This window comes from Ruthenibacterium lactatiformans (assembly GCF_000949455.1).
In the GTDB taxonomy this organism is placed as follows: Bacteria; Bacillota; Clostridia; order Oscillospirales; family Ruminococcaceae; genus Ruthenibacterium; species Ruthenibacterium lactatiformans.
Genome location: NZ_JXXK01000040.1, coordinates 13,044 through 29,564, shown reverse-complemented (window position 1 = coordinate 29,564; position 16,521 = coordinate 13,044). Strand labels below are relative to the sequence as shown.

Here is a 16,521-nt window from a genome sequence, read left to right as displayed (position 1 = left end):
TATACAGCGCCACACTTGTCCACTGTGGACAAAAACACACGGCAAACTGCAATATAAAAGCTTCGATGAGCAAGGTACAAAGCACCTTGCTCATCAGGTTCTGTTTTGACATCACAGCCACACCCTTACGGCAAAGACGCCTTTGAAAAAGTAGGTGTTTGCGGAATGTTCATCTGGGAAGCGTTGGCAAAATAGATGCCCGCTTGAGCGCGAACACTAAATCATAGTAAAAAGAAAAGCCTCGAACGCGACTTACGCGTCGAGGCTTTCGACTGGTGCCGGTGGTGGGACTTGAACCCACACGGTGTTGCCACCAACGGATTTTGAGTCGTACTTTTGAAAGGGCAAACAAGGTTAAAATACGTCGTTATAACCCTTTCAAAGTGCGTATAAAAGCGCATTGTGCCGCGCTTTTTCCACGTTGGTCTGTCAAATCCATAGCAGCGTCCAACAACCTAAAGGCATGATTCAATTTTAACCATTATAACGCATTTTGAAGCAAAATAACAGACGCATTTACCACTTTCGGTTGACAAATTTTGATAGTTCAAAAATGGGGGAAGTGTATGGTCTCATGAGAATATTTTTAAAATATTCCCCTCCCGAACCCACCCCCAAACAAGCCCGTAAAAAGATACAGGCGGAAAAGAGAATACAGAAAAATCAAGTGTAGTTCAAGTTTTGGACTGCACTTTTTGTATATACAGAGAAATTAAAAGAAGGAGATGGAACGAGTGAAGCCATATGTAACGGAAGAACAAGTCAGAGCGGCCAAAGAGGTGAATACGCTGGCTTTTCTGCTGCGCCACCAGCCTGAACGGTTCAAACGTGTAGGGCGTACGGAGTATGCGCACTGCGGCCATGACAGTTTGAAGGTGAGTGTCAATGGAAAATGGAATTGGCACAGCAGGGGCGTGGGAGGAACAACGGCGGTGCAGTACCTCATAAAAGTAGAGGGGTATGATTTTGTTCGTGCGGTGCAGATCGTCTGCGCGGATGCGCCTTTCCTTTCTTCTCCGCCTGTAACTGAGGAAAAGAACAGCGGGTTTGCATTACCGCCGCGCGGCGATAATTTCAAAGCATATCAGTACCTGGCGGGGCGCGGCGTCTGCGATGAAGTCCTTGCATTCTGCTTTCATACAGGCCGCGTCTATGGCACAAACCGCAGGACAGCAGAACGGGAATACACGAACTGTGTTTTTGTGGGCTTTGACGAATCGGGAAATCCGGTCCATGCGGGGCTGCGGGGAACACAGGGATTTTTTCGCGGAAATGTAACGGGCAGCGACAAACGCCATCCATTCTGCATTCCGGCAGAAAAAGAAGGGGCAAGTACGCTTGCGCTGTATGAGTCCCCAATCGACGCAATGTCAGATGCGTCTTTACGCATCCGGCGCGGAGCAGCCTGGCGGGAGCAGCACTATCTTTCTCTGGACGGCCTTTCGATGCTGCCCATTGAGACCTTTTTGAAATCGCATCCCGGCGTGACACATCTGAGGATATGTACGGACAACGATAAAGCGGGGCGGGAACATGCCGCCCGGTTGGAGGAAGAATATGCTGCGCGGGGATATTTGGTGGAAAGCTGTATCCCGCATGGCGTGAAGGACTATAACGAGCTTCTGCAAAAGGAGTTGTCACGGGAAAGGGGGACAGAGCGGTGAACGTTTTGAATTGGCTGCTGGTTGCGGCCGGCCTGTTTATGGCCTTCATAGGATATGCCTGCATCGTTGTGGGAGCAAGAAGTGAAAGAGACGACTGGGAGGAACGGAAATGAAAACCATTGCAATTTCAAACCAAAAGGGCGGCGTGGGAAAAACAACAACAGCGGTATCCCTCAGCGTGGCGCTGGCCCGGCAGGGTAAGCGCGTGCTGCTGATCGACGCGGATTCACAGGCGGACGCCACAAAATATCTCGGTGTGGAGAATCCGGACGAGTTACAAAACACCTTGTCTGCAGCGATGCACTGTATCATCAATGATCTACCATATAAAACAGGTGGATACATACAGAGCCATCCGGAAGGGCTTGATTTCGTTCCCTCCAGCATCGACCTGTCCAGCGTAGAAGTGGAACTCGTGAACGCGATGAGCCGGGAACGCATTCTGAAAACCTTTCTGGATGATGTTCGTGGAAAGTATGACTATGCGTTGATCGACTGCCCGCCGTCGTTGGGGATGATGCCTGTCAATGCGTTATCGGCAGCCGACAGCGTGCTGATCCCGGTGCAGGCGCAATACTTTTCCATGCGCGGCCTGCTTCAGCTCATACGCACCATCGACAAGGTGCAGCGGCGGCAAAACCCGCGTCTGAAAATAGAGGGTATCGTTTTGACTTTGGTAGACAACCGCACGAACCTTTCCCGTGATGTGAGCGCCATGCTGCGCGACGCATACGGAGCGAATGTGCATATTTTTAAGACAGAGATTCCCATGTGCGTCCGGGCGGCGGAAAGCCCATCCTTTGGAAAAAGCATTTTTGACTACGACCCCAGGGGCAAGGCAACGCTGGCCTACGAACAGCTTGCAGGGGAGGTGCTGACGCTTGGCCGCAAGAAAGAGCTTGGGCGGGGCGGGTTTGCCCCCACTCGCTGACCTGTTCAGCACCAGCGATGAACGGGCGCTGGAGGCACAAACGCAGGAGCGTGTTATGATGCTGCCGGTCTCGGAGCTGCACAATTTTCCGGGGCATCCGTTTCAGGTACGGGATGATGAAGAAATGGAGAAGCTGGCGGAGAGCATCACGCAGCACGGCGTATTGATACCGGGCCTTGTGCGCCCGCGCGCAGCGGGGGGCTATGAGATCGTGGCGGGACACCGCCGCAAGTTTGCCAGTATGAAAGCGGGAATCCGGGAAATGCCCGTCATTGTCCGGGACATGGATGATGATACCGCCGTTATTCTGATGGTAGACAGCAATGTGCAGCGTGAAAATGTGCTGCCCAGCGAGAAGGCGAGGGCGTATAAGATGAAACTGGATGCTATGAAGCGGCAGGGGGAACGGACCGATTTAACTTCTGGCCAAGTTGGCCAGAAGTTGAAATCTATTTATTCGGTAGAAAAAATCGCACAAGATGCAGGTGAAAGTACAAAACAGGTTCAACGATATATCCGTTTAAATGAACTCATTCCCCAACTGCTTGAAATGGTGGACGGCAACGAGATAAAATTCAATCCCGCCTATGAGCTTGCATTTTTAAGGACGGAGGAACAAGCCGTGCTTTATGACATTTTACAGGCGGAGGAAGTAACACCGTCACTTTCACAGGCCCAGCGTCTCAAACGCGCCAGCCAGGAGGGCCGACTGTCCGAACAGGACATTGCTGCGATCATGCGGGAGGAAAAGGCGCAGACCAGAGATACAGGAAAAGTAACTCTTCCGGCAAAGGAGATCGAGCAATTCTTTCCGAAAAGCTATACGCCCGAACAGAAAAAGAAAGTTATCGTAAAACTTCTGGCAAGCTGGGCGCGCCAGCGTGGAGAGAAAGAGCGTTAAGACTATAATGTATATCATCTCTTGAATTTGCAAAACTATTATGATAAAATGCGATTGAACACAGATTATCATAAAAATGCGAAATGGAGATGCGTTATGGCATATATTACACGAGAGCTGGAACGGAAATTTCTGAAACTCAATGCTTTTTTCAAAGTTATCCTTGTGACCGGTGCAAGACAGGTAGGAAAAACAACCATGCTGAAGCATTTAGCTGACAGTGACAGAACCTATGTCACGATGGATAACGCAATGGCAAGAGAACTGGCTCAAAGCGACCCTGTGCTGTTCTTCCAGACCTACAAGCCGCCGATTCTGATTGATGAGGTTCAAAAAGCACCTGAGCTTTTTGAACAGATCAAGGTAATTTGTGATGAGAGCGACGAGAAAGGTCTTATTTGGCTGACAGGATCGCAGCAGTACAAAATGATGGAGCGAGTGCGTGAAACGCTTGCAGGAAGGATCGGGATATTGGAACTGTACAGCCTGTCCGAAAGAGAAAAAGCCGGGCTTGTGTTTGACACGGATTTGGACTTCTCACTTGCCACCTTACAGGCAAGACAGCGTAAAGTGCCCAAAAATGATGTGATTCGTGTATTCAATCATATTTGGGAGGGCGGTATGCCCCAGGTGCAGGGTGTGGACAATGAGCTTCGGCAGGAATATTTCAATTCATATATCGACACTTATCTGATGCGGGATGTGACTGAGGCAGGCGGCATTACGGATGCAGTACGTTTCCGAAAATTTCTGGTGGGCTGCGCATCCCTTGTTTCGGAACAGGTCAATTACTCTACACTTGCGGAATCCGCAGATATTGCACCGAGCACGGCAAAGGAATGGCTGAAAGTGCTGGTGGGGCTTCATATCATTTATCTGCTTGCGCCGTATTCCAACAATGAGCTAAAACGGCTCAGTAAGACTCCGAAGCTGTACTTCTGCGATACCGGATTGTGTGCGTATCTTTCCATGTGGTTGACGCCGGATACCCTGCGAAACGGTGCTGCAAGCGGCCATTACTACGAAAATTATGTCGTAATGGAGCTTGTGAAGAACTACGCTTATGCAAAGTCCAAGGTGAATCTCACCTATTTCCGTGACTCCAATGCAAAGGAAATTGATGTTTTTGTGGAGGAAAACAATTTCATCCACCCGTTGGAAATCAAAAAGAGCGCTGCACCAGACCGGCGCGAAGTGAAGAAATACAGCGTGCTTGACAAGGCATCCTTGAACCGTGGAAACGGTGGAATCATCTGTATGTGCGAGGAACCCATTCCGATTGATGCGGATAATTGTTTTATCCCCAGCAATCTCATCTGAGAAGCGGTATGAAAACAGAAATAAGAGAAAAGGGGTGATCTTAACGAATGGCAAAGAAGCATGGGCACTATTGCAAGGTCTGCGAAGAATATAAGTCGAATGAGAGTTTTTCCGGCAAAGGCCATAGCGCACATATCTGTAAAAAATGTGCGGTGTTGTCACCGGCGGAGCGTTCCAGGGAAATGACTTTGGCCCGGCTGATGAATCTCCCATACCGTTTGTCTGCGGAACAGAAAGCATGGCTCAAAGGACTGCAAAAGGACAAATGCCCTGAAATTGCAGAGGCCGCCCAAATGGTTTACGCGGAGCATTTCCCTTATGCTGAGAGAAACGAACGAAAACAGCAGCTTCATATCAGCGAGATGACATTTGTTGTCCAGGATGAATTGTGGGACGAGTATGGCGATTCCTTTGATGCACAGATCATGTTTATTCTTGACCGCAAAACAAGGCTCATCTCATGCACCCAAGCTGGAGCCTCCAATACAATCGAACTGACGGCGAAAGAAATGAGAAAACTGCTTAACCGCATCGTCAATGCGTACGAGATATTCTGCTGGGAAGAAGATTTTTCTCAAGAAATGCCCGATGTATTGGGCGAGGAAGAAGATCTTGCTGATATAGAAGTTTCTGAGGATGAAGGACAACCCTCATGGTCGGTTTCAGTCAGTTACTCAAATGGTGAAAAACAGCAAATGAAGGGCTTTGACATCCCCATTCGTGTCAACGAACTGGCGTTGGATTTACTGCAATACTTTGAGAATGATGAAGATGCAGACGATGATGAACCCTATATCTGAAAAACAGAATATCACTTGCAGAGCACCCGATTTCAGGTGCTCTAATTTTATGGAATAAAGGAGGGCGGACAATTTGTGCCCAATATGGGTGTGTCCAAGTATATATTTCAAGCCATTGCCATTGTGTTTTAAGTCCCATAGGCAAGCATGACACACATATCACGAAGCATTGAAACTCCCAGAGTAAAAACAAAAGTTAATGAACGATGAGGTGAAGCGAATTTGAAAGTTTTGATCGTAGAGCCGGGGTATTCGCCCTATGAGGCAGACATAGAGAATACCCCCACGGCCCTTACGGCTATTTTAGAGTCGGAACAGTATACCGCAGCGTTTCCCTTTGACAATACGGTGATCGCCGCCGTGTACGGAGGGGATGCAGAAAAGCCGTACAACCGGACGCTGGGCAGCATCGGCCTTGTACAGGGGCGGTTCATCGTGTGCGGCAGCCGAAGGGGCCGGTTTGTGGGGCTGACGCGGGAGCAGGCGCAGCGGTATTCGCGGCGTCTGCACTTTCCGGAAAAATTTGAAGAAAGGGACGGGCGGCTGTACTCGCTGCCCTGCGACCCGAAAATAAAACCAAAGGACGAGCGGCTGGGTGATCCCGGCCGCTTTTCCTTTTTCGAGAGGTAAAGGAAAATGGAACAGGAAGAATACATCGTGGACGGGCACAAGGTGACGCACAGCGTGCATCTTGGCGACAGGGAAATATTCCTTGCGGTGCAGCAGGATGCGCCGCTTCCGTTCTATGTGGGGTACATGGAAGTGAGCTACGAGTTGGGCCTTGCCCGGTTCAGCGGAATAGAAGGCACAACGGAATATACAGAAGCCTGGGAGATGTTCATCCAGCGCCTGCAAAAGCAGATCGAACAGGTCCGCGCGCAGCGCCAGGAACACCATGCGCCGCAGCTCCTGACGGAGGCTGACTGCATCCGGGACAGCCGCGCGGGTGATTACGAGGGCAAGGTGCTTGTAATGCGCCCCGGCGTTCTGCGCCCGGAATACTGGAACGCGGCCCACCAGCTGTATTTTGCAGTGGGCGGCAACGGCGCGCGTGCCGGCAGCCACGGCACAAAGGTGTTCTGCATCAACATATATACCGGGGAGCATACATATATCCGCCGCACGGACGTAATGGGGGCTGTCAAGCCGGACCGTCTGCCCGGCTGGGCAAAGGAAAAGGCCGCCGCGCTGCGGCAGGACTACCAGCGTGAAAAGGCCGCTGAAAAACAGCGGCTGGAAGAATTTTTGACGGCACGCAGGGAAAAGGAAACAAGCGAAACCCTGCGCCGCCCACGGGCGGCGCAGACACGCGGAAAGGAAAAAGGCGGGGAGCGATGATGGAGCTGGAAATCCAAACGATGCAGCCGGGGGAACGGCTGTACGCATACAGGCAGAGCACGCAGCTTGAGGGCCAGACAGGCGGCATCGGACGTCTGCGCGGAGACTTTGGCAGGAGTGGCCGGGAATTTTTCACCACCTGGGAGGACGGACACGGCCGGTACAAAACAGATGCGTTCAGACAGGAGTTCGACCGGGTGGTCAATACCCTGCGGCAGCCCGGCGGCCTGTTTTCCGGCAGAAGTGAAATGGCGCGCATCTGCCACGACCACGCAGACGCAGGCTTTGACGGGAACTACTGCAGGGAATACGGATTTCGGATCAACACACAGCAGTACAGCTATCTGCTGCGCTGCCATACCGATCCGGGAGACTACAATTTCTATTTGTTCGCGTATATGACGGAGCATCTGGACCGGCACATGGAGAATGCCGGGCGCGGTATCCGCTTCATCACGCCGGACTACAAAGAGTTGTTCCGAATCCCGGACGGCGATAAGGTCCGGATCACATGGAGCGACGGGGAACGGATCGAGCATACCTGCAGATATATTGACGACTGCCATCTGGAGCTGGGCCGGGGCATGGACGGCATCCGGCACATCTGCCAGCTTGCGGAGCAGCTCCGGCAAAACGGCGGCACGGTCATCCCGCTGCGCTCGTCCCTGCCGGAGCAGTGCTACAACCTCCTGCCCAGCACGGGCGGGATCATCCTTGTTAAAAAGGGAGAAACCGGCTTTTTCAAAACCGATATTCCAGACATGGGACGGGAGGAGAACCGCGCGTTCGTTTTGGAGACAAACGAAAAGCTGGGTGTGAGCCGCGCCCAGGCCGAGGCGATGTTGGCAGGCTCGATGTTCGGCTGGCAGACACAGGCCGCAGACCCGTGCAGCTATGACGAACAGGGGCGCATTCTGACCCCGAAGCAGAGATTCCAAAAAGAACGGGGCGAAGCCCGGTAAAAAATGAAAACAGGAGATGAGCGGCGATGCCGGTGAACAGGCAGACCGTCCGGGAGCTGTCCCGGACAACGCTGTACAACATTACGAGTAGCGGGCAGGCGTGGCGGGCGTTCCTGGACGCCGCGGCGCGTCTGTACAAATACAGCTTTCCGGAGCAGGTGTTGATCTACGCGCAGGAGCCGGAGGCGACGGCGTGCGCGGCGAAGGAGGTGTGGTATACGCGGATGAAGCGGAGCCTGCGTCCGGACGCGCAGGCCATCGCGCTGCCGGACCCGCACAGCCATTTCGGGCGTCTCAAATAGATCTCCAACAGCATGGCGGAATTGTATACGATGATGCGGTATCTGCAATACGGTATGCTGCAGGACCGGGGCCTGACGCTGTTCGACGAATGGGCGTCCACGTTCGGGGAAGTGACCACGTCGGTGGAACTGAAGCCGGAGGGGACGGGATACCGGATGCGCACGCGTTTTTCCCGGTTCTACAATTTGCCGGAGCTGATGGCGCTGTGGCGCGAGGCGGCGGACATCCAGACAGCGGATATGCTGAATTTGCCTGTGCCGGAGGTAGAGCGGAAAAATGTTGTGGTAAAGCCCACAGACATCCAGCGGGAAATGGTGGCTGAACTGGGCGAACGCGCCGAGGCGGTGCGGAACGGGAATGTAGACCCCAGCGAGGACAATATGCTGAAAATTACAAACGATGGCCGCAAGCTGGCGCTGGACCAGCGGCTCATCGATCCGCTTCTGCCGGATGAGGCGGGCAGCAAGGTCAATGCCTCTGTGGAGGAGGTGTTCCGGCTCTGGCAGGAATTTGCATCCACCAAAGGGACACAGCTTGTATTCTGCGACCTGTCCACGCCAAAGGCTGAGAAGAAGATCAAAGCTGCGGCTTTTGAAATCAAGCCATGTGTCCCAGCGGTACAGGTTGGAGGATATGCTGCTGCTGGAATATCCGCAGCAGCTTTTGGAGCGGCGGCAGAAGATCGTCGCCATTGAAAAGGACATCCCCCGGCGCGACGCGAACACACCGGAGGACAGGGAGCAGTTTTCCATGACGGTCATGGGCCGGGAGTACACGGACAAGGCCGCGGCGGGCGCTGAGCTGTTGGCTTTGTGCCAGACGGTGGTGCAGCGCGACGAAGCGATGGAAATAGGCTCATACCGCGGGTTTGCGATGCGGCTTGAATACCGTGCGATGGAACAGGCGTTTGTCGTGGGCCTGCGCGGCGCGGCGGTGTATTTCGCGGAGCTGGGCACGGATGTACAGGGCAACCTTGCCCGTATCAACAATGCGCTGAACGGGATGGAAGCCCATTTGAAAAAGCTGACGCAGGAAATATCGGAGATCGAAAAGCAGCAGGAAAATACCCGACAGGAGCTGGAGAAGCCGTTTGCACAGGAGCAGGAGCTGGCTGAAAAGGAAGCGCGGCTCTCGGCGGTGAACGCACTGCTGAACATCGACGGGAAGAACAGCATCCCGGATTTGATGGACGATACGCTGGATATTGAGCCGCCGCAGCGGGCGGCGAAGGACTATGAGAGATAACGGAGGGAGCTTTATGAACAATACGGAACGATTGATCGGAAAAATGAATGATGAGCTGGCGGCTTTTGTGGCCGGGCTGGAGCGTCTGCCCGTACAGGATGTGATCGAAAAGGCGGGCGAAATTGCGGTGAAAACAGATATGGCGCTGCTGGTGGAAGAAGCGTTCCTTGGCCCAAAGGAAACAAAGGCGCTTTTGGGCATGCGCATGCCGCTGGAATATTTGTATCAGGAGTACCTGAAAAAGGATACGGGCCTTTCCAATGTCCTGATCGACCATATGCAGGATGCGGCGGCAGAGGAAGCCGGATGGCAGCGAAAAAGAAACCGGGAAAGAATTGCAGGCGAAGCCCGATAGAAAAAACGGAGGATACAGAACATGACAAAACAGCAGATGAAAGTGGTCGCGCAGGCGGAGCATGAGATGTTTTGCCTGCGGGACCTCTTGGAGGGCAGCGTGCCCGCAAAGGTGATGAACAGGGCGTATGAATATGTCATCAAGCAGGACCTGCTTTCCGTTTTACGGGAAACGCCGCTTACCCATCAGCAGCTTTCTGTTTTGACGCCGCAGCGCAGGCCGCTGGATTTCCTTTACCGCCTGTGGCTGAAAACAGAATATTCGCACATCGACGCGCTGCGCAGTGCTGTGCGTCGCGAGACGCGGCGCATCTATCTCAAGCGCCAGACCGAGGCGTTCCGAAAAGAACATCCGATGGGATGAATCTATTTGTAGGAGATGACGTGACACAATGGGTTATCAGGAAAGCCTTATATACATCCAGCCGCAGGAGCAGGTTGGGCAGATCGTAAAAGAGTATTTCATGGCGCGGCAGCAGGACCCCAGCGGGCGCTTCTTGGCGGACATTCCCGCCGCAGTCAGGCTGCAGGCCCCGCTGAAAGGCTGCCCGGCGGGTTCCGTGCTGCTTTGGGCAGCGGGCGAGCGCAGCAATAACATGCTGCAGGCGGCGATGCCGGACGATTGGAGACTGCCCGGATTTTGCACGGTGCGCACGATCCCGGTGGAGGATATACAGCATTTGCTTGACCATGCGGTCCGGGACGGGATCGAAAATGAGCTCCTTGCATACAACAGAAGCTTTAAATATATGCCGCTGGACCTGTATTTTGTCGAATATGTGTCGATGCGGGAGCGGCGAAAAACGAACAGGGAAAAAGGAGGCGGCGGGCCGGAGCGGTAATTCGCTTCGGCCTTTTTCGATGGAACATCAAATGAGCTTTACAAAAAATGCGCCGGATGAAGAAGCCGTGCGCCTGCTCCGGTATTACGAGGGGCTGGCACTGCACTACGATGTGCGGGGCTATTGTGTTTGTACCAGTGAGGGAAAAGACAGCCGCGTGCTGGGGCATCTGATGCGCCGGGCTGGAGTGCGGCATTTTTATATGCATAGTGTTACAGGCATCGATCCGCCGGAGCTTGTCTATTTCCAGCGTGCAAATTTCCAGGCATACCGCGATCTGGGGTATCTGACCTATGACGTGATGTACCAGTATAGTATGTGGAAATTGATGCGCATAAAGAAGATCCCGCCGCTGCGCAAGGTGCGATATTGCTGCGAACATCTGAAAGAGCGTCCGGTGCCGCAGCAGGGCCGGGCGATCCTGTCGCTGGGCGTGCGCAAGTATGAGAGTGTGGGACGGAGAAAAAAGCGCGACGAGTTGGAGATCGCATCGGACAAAAAGCGCGGTGACAGCATCATCATGCCGTTTGACAACAGTGAAAAGCGAAGGATATTCGAGACCTGCTATCAGGACAACCAGAGGAGGGTCAACCCGTTGGCGTACTGGACGGATTCGGATATCTGGTCCTATTCCAAAGATGTGGGGCTGAAGCAATGCAGCCTGTACGATGAGGGATTTACGCGGCTTGGTTGCATCGGCTGCCCCATGGCACGGCGCGCGGGGCGTGAACAGGAGTTCCGCCGCTGGCCAAAATTCAAGGCGCAGTATCTGCGCACGTTTGGCCACATGTTGGAGGACAGGCGCGCGCTTGGCCTGCCGGTTCTGGAATTTGCCAGCACGCCGGAGCAGTGGTTTGAATGGTGGCTGAACGACAAGGCGGCGGACAAAGCAGACGGGAACCAGCTTACGCTATGGGGATACGCAGAAGACCGCACGGCACAGCCTGCCCGGCTGCTTGACGATATTGCCTGGGAGCTTGGCGTGAATATTTCGGATTTGCGCCTTGTGCCGGAAACGAAGCGCCAGGCGCTGGACATTATGCGCCATATGCGGGAAAGAGAAAGATATCCGCTGCACATGTGGGAGGAAGCTGTCTGTTATCTCACAGGAGAGAAGGTACAGTTCGGGGATTACGGAAAGATAGAGGCGTATTTTATCGGCAATACAAATTATGCAGCGGATCAATTTTGAGCATGGCAATGAACAATGAAAAAACCGCAGCCTCCTGGCTGCGGTAAAGACGATTATTCAGGCAGAGCCATGCCAAGCTTATCCGCAATCTCGTCCAGCTTCATTCCGGATTTCTGTGCCTGCCTGACAAGGAGTTTGATTTGTTCGGCTTTGCTTTTACGCGGTTTGCGTTTTTTCGGCGTAAGTACATCTTTCTTTTTAACTTCTAATTTAGCGATTTTTTCTTTAACAGCGGCGATCTTGTTATCGAATTCGGTGACAGACGCTGCTTTTTTGTTTTCCAATTCCAGGATGGAATCTTTCAGGTTTTCAATTTGAACATCCAAATCAGCAACGATCTGTTCCGGCGTTCTCCGGATACGTTTTCCTTCAGACATTAAGTCACACTCCCAACAAATATATATATATATATATATTAAAGATAGCTGGCAGCTTAAATATATCACAGTCAAACAGAAGTAACAAGATAAATCGTGTCGTAAGTTGGAATGCAGATAATTGAATGTAAAGAATGATGGCGTCATTTTTTCTTTCGACAGGTAAAGGACAGCGCGTGCGCTGTCCTTGCAAGCACGGCATTTGTAGATACAAATGCCCGCTTGTTAGGGAGCAAGCTCCCTAAAACCCTTCGAACCATTGAATCAATGAGGTGATACACATTGCGCGTCCGAACATTTCATGTTAATTTTTTCTCGATAAAAACGAGCTTTCACATCTCGAAAAAATATGTAAGGAGAGTGGGCTGGGAAAAAGCGAAGTCATCCGCAATCTCATCATGGGCGTGGAAATAAAGCCGCGGCCAACGGAAGAACAGCTCCGGCTCGTCCGTGAGATATCCGGGATCGCAAACAACATCAACCAGATCACGCGCCTTGCCAACACGGTCAAAAGCGTTTCCCCCGCACAGGTGGAGGAACTGCAGCGGCTGTGCAGCAAGGCGCTTTCGCTTGTAAAGGAGAGTATATGAATGAGGATAAAACCTGTACTTGTGCAGCCCAGATGTGCCAACATAAAAGAATAAAAATCGTATTCGGCAATGAACACGGCTTTTTGCTCTGTTGCTAAAGGGGAAATTACCTAAGTTGGAATGTTTGCGGGAGCTATAGGGCAGGCTCTGAGCAACCAATATAACAACGGTGCCGCTGTAATAGTCCGAGCGTGTTAATGGCACGTACGTGGCAAAAGGCGGTAGCCCATTCAATTCAATACAAAAGATAGGATGTTGCGTGAGGAATTATGATAAATCTAGAAAATGTATTGAATTGCGCAAAGAAAACCGATTCTGGAGTGTCTCCCACTGCGGCGGGTGAAAAATGAAATGTGTGTTCCAGCAAAAATAGGGCATCGTAGAATATTAGATAAAGTGATAGTTTTACTGACTTTTTATGCTTTTGAGAGTACTGTAGAATATAAACATCAAAAGACGCCAGGGGTGAAAGCCGGGCGCCACAAGTAATCATTTAAGGAGGAAAACATTATGCGTAAAAAGTTACTAGCATTTGCCTTGGCTGCAGCCATGGCTCTGAGTTGTGTTGGATGTAGCGACACGGCTGCTTCCGGCGGTAGCATGGTGTCCACGGGCGGTACATCTGGATCAGCTACATCTACCGCAACAGATGAGCCCATCACACTGACATTGATGGACCAGTTCGTTGAGGGTGAAGGCATGACGGAAGCATTTCGTGCCCGTCTCGAAGTATTCAAACAGGAGCATCCCAATGTAACTATTGAGGAAGAAACGTTGAATACCGCAGATATGGGAACCAAAGTACAGACACTGGCTGCTGCTGATGAGTTGCCCGATATTTTTCAGATGAAAGGCCAGATGGCTAAAAGCTTTGTAGAAAACGGCTACGTGATGGATCTTACCGATATACTCAGTGAGAATTCCGAATGGGTAGACGGTTTCCGTGACGGTGTATTCTCAAACTTTGAAATCGGTGACGGCACTTATGCCGTTCCTTATCAAGTAACGAATACTTTTGTTTTCTATAACTCGGCATTGTTCGAGCAGGCTGGCATCACGGAATTCCCCACCACATGGGATGGATTGATCGAAGCTTGCGAGAAACTGAGTGCTGCCGGCATCACGCCCATTGAGCTGGGCAACTCTCCGTTGTGGCCGGCAGAATCCGTCATTATGTCAACGCTGGGTAACCGGTGTACAGGAGACGAATGGTACCAGAGTCTGCGTAATAATACTGGTTCCAAATTTACGGACGAGGAATTTGTGTTGTCTCTGCAAAGCCTGTATGACCTAGCAGCCACTGGTGCTTTCAATAGCGATGTCAACAGCATCGACGGCGATGCACAGCGTGCCGCGTTCATGAATGGCCAAGCTGCTATAATGTTCGACGGCAGTTGGGCTGTGTCTGCGCTGGACGCCAATATGGAAGACGATATGAAAGCTGTTGTGAAGTTTGCCGCGATGCCTACTGTGGAGGGCGGCAAGGGCGAGGCTGAAGTAATCACCGGCGGCTCTGGCTGGGGCTTTGCCGTGAACTCCAAGCTGGACGAATCTAAGCGTGAGGTTGTAGTGGATTTTCTTACTACGGTTGTAGGCCCTGAGTTTGCTACGCAATGCGCGATGAGCGGTGTTGTTTCCGCATATAGCGCAGACGATTATACGCTGGATGAATCTGCTGTGATGGCTGCTCAGTATTTTGAATTCATCGATGGACGTCGCTTTATTCCGGTATATGATCATCAGCTGTCCTCTGGACTTATGGACGTCATGCAGTCTGGCTTGCAGGAGATTCTGAACAACACCAAGACAGCTGAGACGCTGGCTCAGGAGTTGCAGAATCAGTATGAGATGGAAAACGGCTGAGACTGGGGCGTAAATAATCAAGACTGACAATGTGCCGCACGGTCTTTCGAGAAGGCCGTGCGGTTTTTTAAAAAATTGGAGGGAACGCCGTGTACAATAAGATAAAGCCCAAAAAGCTGACGCTGGCGGCACTTTTGATCCCAGGCGTACTGCTGTTTGTGATGTGCTGTATTGTGCCGCTGGGCGTAGCGTTTTATTTCAGCCTGTTCAACTGGGACGGCGGCATCAACAAAACGTTTATCGCTCTGCAGAATTATATAGAGCTACTAAAAGATAAAAATTTTTGGCAGGCTTTTTGGAATAATATTCTGTTCGTAATTTATTCTGTGATAGGCCAGATCGGTATCGCGTTTGTGCTTTCCATGCTGCTCACTTCGCGTGTGGTGCGTTTCAAAAATTTCCATCGTACGGTCATCTTTTTTCCGGTCATTTTGTCCAGCATCGTAGTTGCGTATCTGTGGCAGATCATCTACAACAAGGATTATGGCCTTTTGAACAAATTCCTTGATATGTTTGGCTTGGAAAGTTGGATACAACCTTGGTTGGATGACCCCAATATTATCATCCAATCCTTGGCAGCGCCTAAAATTTGGCAGTGGATTGGATATTACATGGTCATCCTGTTGGGGGCAATCCAAAGCATCGACGCTAGTGTACTGGAATGCGCAGAATTGGACGGTGCAAACGGTTGGAGGCGTTCCTGTTTCATCGTGCTGCCAATGATCAAAAGTACCGTTGTGGTAACAATTATCCTATGCATTTCCGGAAATATGAAAACATTCGATCAAATTTATGCAATGACGGGCGGTGGCCCCGGCACAAGTTCTATGGTCGTGGCGTTGTATGCTTATAAGATGTCGTTTGTGCGGCAGCGATACGGTTACGGCAGTGCATGCGCTATCGGTATATTGGTGCTCAGTTTGCTGCTGGTGGCTGTCAGTAAGCTGGTAGGAGGGAGGAAAAGGGACAATGATTAATACTACATATAATCCGGTCACCTCTAAACTAAAAAATGGCGCTTCCAGCCTTGTGGCAAATGTACTGTGCTGGGCGCTGTCAATCACATGCATCGCCCCGGTCATATGGATGATTTACTCTTCTCTGAAAACAGATAAGGAATTCGCACTGGATATCCTTGCGCTGCCGGAGTCACCACAGTGGGGTAACTACGTCAAGGCATTTATTGCGGGAAATATGGGTACTTATGCCGTCAACAGCCTGCTTAACAGTGTGCTCACAACAGTGCTTACTTTGTTGCTGGCGTTCACCATTGGATACTGCTTGTCGCGTTTCCACTTCCGTGGACGCAACGCCATTTATTTCCTGTTTATGGCTGGTATGCTTATCCCCATCTATGCTCTGTTGTTACCTATTTTTATCGAATTCAAATACATGCATCTTGTTAACAAAGTGTTTACTCTGTTATTGCCGTATATCGCTTTCGCACTTCCCATGGCCATTTTCCTTGTGGAAAGTTATGTGCGCGGTATTCCTGTTGAACTGGAAGAGGCATCCTATATTGATGGCTGCAGCCATGTACGCTCGATGTTTTCCATCATTATGCCGGTGTGCAAGCCGGTATTGGCCACTTCCGCTATCCTCACGTTCCTCAATACATGGAACGAGTTTCCTCTGGCATTGGTACTTATCAGTAACAATAAGTATAAGACGGTCCCCATCGGCCTGACATATTTTCGTGGCGCTTACGCGACAAGCTATGTGTTGCTATTTGCGGCGCTTACGATTGCCTCAATTCCTGTCATCGTCATCTATCTGTGCTTCTATAATCAGATTATGAAAGGGATGGTGGCAGGTGCGGTAAAGGGATGAGTCATTCCA

Annotated in this window: 19 protein-coding genes and 1 pseudogene; 19 read left to right on the top strand and 1 reads right to left on the bottom strand. The window is 51.3% G+C overall.

Annotated features, from left to right (window positions below; all coding sequences use genetic code 11):
* Nucleotides 1-734: 734 nt before the first annotated feature.
* The 15 genes and pseudogenes from TQ39_RS17705 to TQ39_RS17635 all read left to right on the top strand — a co-directional run bounded on the left by TQ39_RS17705 (nt 735) and on the right by TQ39_RS17635 (nt 11,852).
* A complete protein-coding gene (locus TQ39_RS17705; protein ID WP_050006515.1) occupies nt 735-1,664 on the top strand; it encodes a toprim domain-containing protein in 930 nt (309 codons plus the stop codon).
* A 109-nt stretch (nt 1,665-1,773) separates the two neighbouring features.
* Nucleotides 1,774-2,595, top strand: a complete 822-nt coding sequence (locus TQ39_RS17700; RefSeq protein WP_009322616.1) for a ParA family protein — start codon at nt 1,774-1,776, stop codon at nt 2,593-2,595.
* Nucleotides 2,596-2,650: 55 nt separating this feature from the next.
* Nucleotides 2,651-3,496 carry a ParB/RepB/Spo0J family partition protein gene (locus TQ39_RS17695; RefSeq protein ID WP_009322617.1) on the top strand — a complete coding sequence of 282 codons (846 nt, stop codon included), beginning with the start codon at nt 2,651-2,653 and terminating at the stop codon, nt 3,494-3,496.
* A gap of 48 nt (nt 3,497-3,544) precedes the next feature.
* Nucleotides 3,545-4,816 carry an ATP-binding protein gene (locus TQ39_RS17690; protein WP_244141242.1) on the top strand — a complete coding sequence of 424 codons (1,272 nt, stop codon included), beginning with the start codon at nt 3,545-3,547 and terminating at the stop codon, nt 4,814-4,816.
* Between the two features lie 47 nt (nt 4,817-4,863).
* Nucleotides 4,864-5,616 carry a hypothetical protein gene (locus tag TQ39_RS22035; protein WP_009322619.1) on the top strand — a complete coding sequence of 251 codons (753 nt, stop codon included), beginning with the start codon at nt 4,864-4,866 and terminating at the stop codon, nt 5,614-5,616.
* Nucleotides 5,617-5,838: 222 nt separating this feature from the next.
* Nucleotides 5,839-6,246 (top strand): DUF3846 domain-containing protein, encoded by a 408-nt coding sequence (locus TQ39_RS17680; protein WP_009322620.1) that lies wholly within the window; start codon nt 5,839-5,841, stop codon nt 6,244-6,246.
* A 6-nt stretch (nt 6,247-6,252) separates the two neighbouring features.
* Complete coding sequence (locus tag TQ39_RS17675) at nt 6,253-6,954, top strand: hypothetical protein (RefSeq protein WP_009322621.1); 702 nt, start codon at nt 6,253-6,255, stop codon at nt 6,952-6,954.
* Entirely contained in the window at nt 6,951-7,916 is a 966-nt protein-coding gene (locus TQ39_RS17670) for a hypothetical protein (RefSeq protein ID WP_242853537.1), read from the top strand. The genes TQ39_RS17675 and TQ39_RS17670 overlap by 4 nt, the downstream gene beginning before the upstream one ends.
* 26 nt (nt 7,917-7,942) lie before the next feature.
* The gene (locus TQ39_RS17665) at nt 7,943-8,218 is read left to right on the top strand and encodes a hypothetical protein (RefSeq protein ID WP_050006514.1); all 276 of its coding nucleotides are present in this window, start codon (nt 7,943-7,945) and stop codon (nt 8,216-8,218) included.
* Nucleotides 8,219-8,800, top strand: a pseudogene (locus tag TQ39_RS17660) (hypothetical protein); the annotation flags it as partial. It abuts the gene before it with no gap.
* A 52-nt stretch (nt 8,801-8,852) separates the two neighbouring features.
* Entirely contained in the window at nt 8,853-9,464 is a 612-nt protein-coding gene (locus TQ39_RS17655) for a hypothetical protein (RefSeq protein ID WP_050006512.1), read from the top strand.
* 13 nt (nt 9,465-9,477) lie between these two features.
* Nucleotides 9,478-9,819: a DUF3848 domain-containing protein gene (locus TQ39_RS17650; RefSeq protein ID WP_050006511.1), complete on the top strand. Its 342-nt coding sequence runs from the start codon at nt 9,478-9,480 to the stop codon at nt 9,817-9,819.
* A 21-nt stretch (nt 9,820-9,840) separates the two neighbouring features.
* Nucleotides 9,841-10,182: a DUF3848 domain-containing protein gene (locus TQ39_RS17645; protein ID WP_050006510.1), complete on the top strand. Its 342-nt coding sequence runs from the start codon at nt 9,841-9,843 to the stop codon at nt 10,180-10,182.
* A 28-nt stretch (nt 10,183-10,210) separates the two neighbouring features.
* Nucleotides 10,211-10,660, top strand: coding sequence for a hypothetical protein (locus tag TQ39_RS17640; protein ID WP_050006509.1), 450 nt, complete (start codon nt 10,211-10,213; stop codon nt 10,658-10,660).
* A 31-nt stretch (nt 10,661-10,691) separates the two neighbouring features.
* Nucleotides 10,692-11,852 carry a phosphoadenosine phosphosulfate reductase domain-containing protein gene (locus TQ39_RS17635; RefSeq protein ID WP_050006508.1) on the top strand — a complete coding sequence of 387 codons (1,161 nt, stop codon included), beginning with the start codon at nt 10,692-10,694 and terminating at the stop codon, nt 11,850-11,852.
* 53 nt (nt 11,853-11,905) lie between these two features.
* Here the strand turns inward: TQ39_RS17635 and TQ39_RS17630 are convergent, their stop codons facing one another.
* On the bottom strand, nt 11,906-12,229 hold the full coding sequence (locus tag TQ39_RS17630; protein WP_009322628.1) for a hypothetical protein: 324 nt from the start codon (nt 12,227-12,229) through the stop codon (nt 11,906-11,908).
* A gap of 347 nt (nt 12,230-12,576) precedes the next feature.
* Here TQ39_RS17630 and TQ39_RS17625 point away from each other — a divergent pair, with 347 nt between their 5' ends.
* The 4 genes from TQ39_RS17625 (at nt 12,577) to TQ39_RS17610 (ending at nt 16,512) form a co-directional block, all read left to right on the top strand.
* Nucleotides 12,577-12,819: a MobC family plasmid mobilization relaxosome protein gene (locus TQ39_RS17625; RefSeq protein WP_420865197.1), complete on the top strand. Its 243-nt coding sequence runs from the start codon at nt 12,577-12,579 to the stop codon at nt 12,817-12,819.
* Nucleotides 12,820-13,329: 510 nt separating this feature from the next.
* Nucleotides 13,330-14,682 carry an extracellular solute-binding protein gene (locus tag TQ39_RS17620; protein WP_009322630.1) on the top strand — a complete coding sequence of 451 codons (1,353 nt, stop codon included), beginning with the start codon at nt 13,330-13,332 and terminating at the stop codon, nt 14,680-14,682.
* Between the two features lie 89 nt (nt 14,683-14,771).
* The gene (locus TQ39_RS17615; RefSeq protein WP_009322631.1) at nt 14,772-15,659 is read left to right on the top strand and encodes a carbohydrate ABC transporter permease; all 888 of its coding nucleotides are present in this window, start codon (nt 14,772-14,774) and stop codon (nt 15,657-15,659) included.
* Entirely contained in the window at nt 15,652-16,512 is an 861-nt protein-coding gene (locus TQ39_RS17610; protein ID WP_009322632.1) for a carbohydrate ABC transporter permease, read from the top strand. Before TQ39_RS17615 ends, TQ39_RS17610 begins: the two co-directional genes overlap by 8 nt.
* Nucleotides 16,513-16,521: the final 9 nt, after the last annotated feature.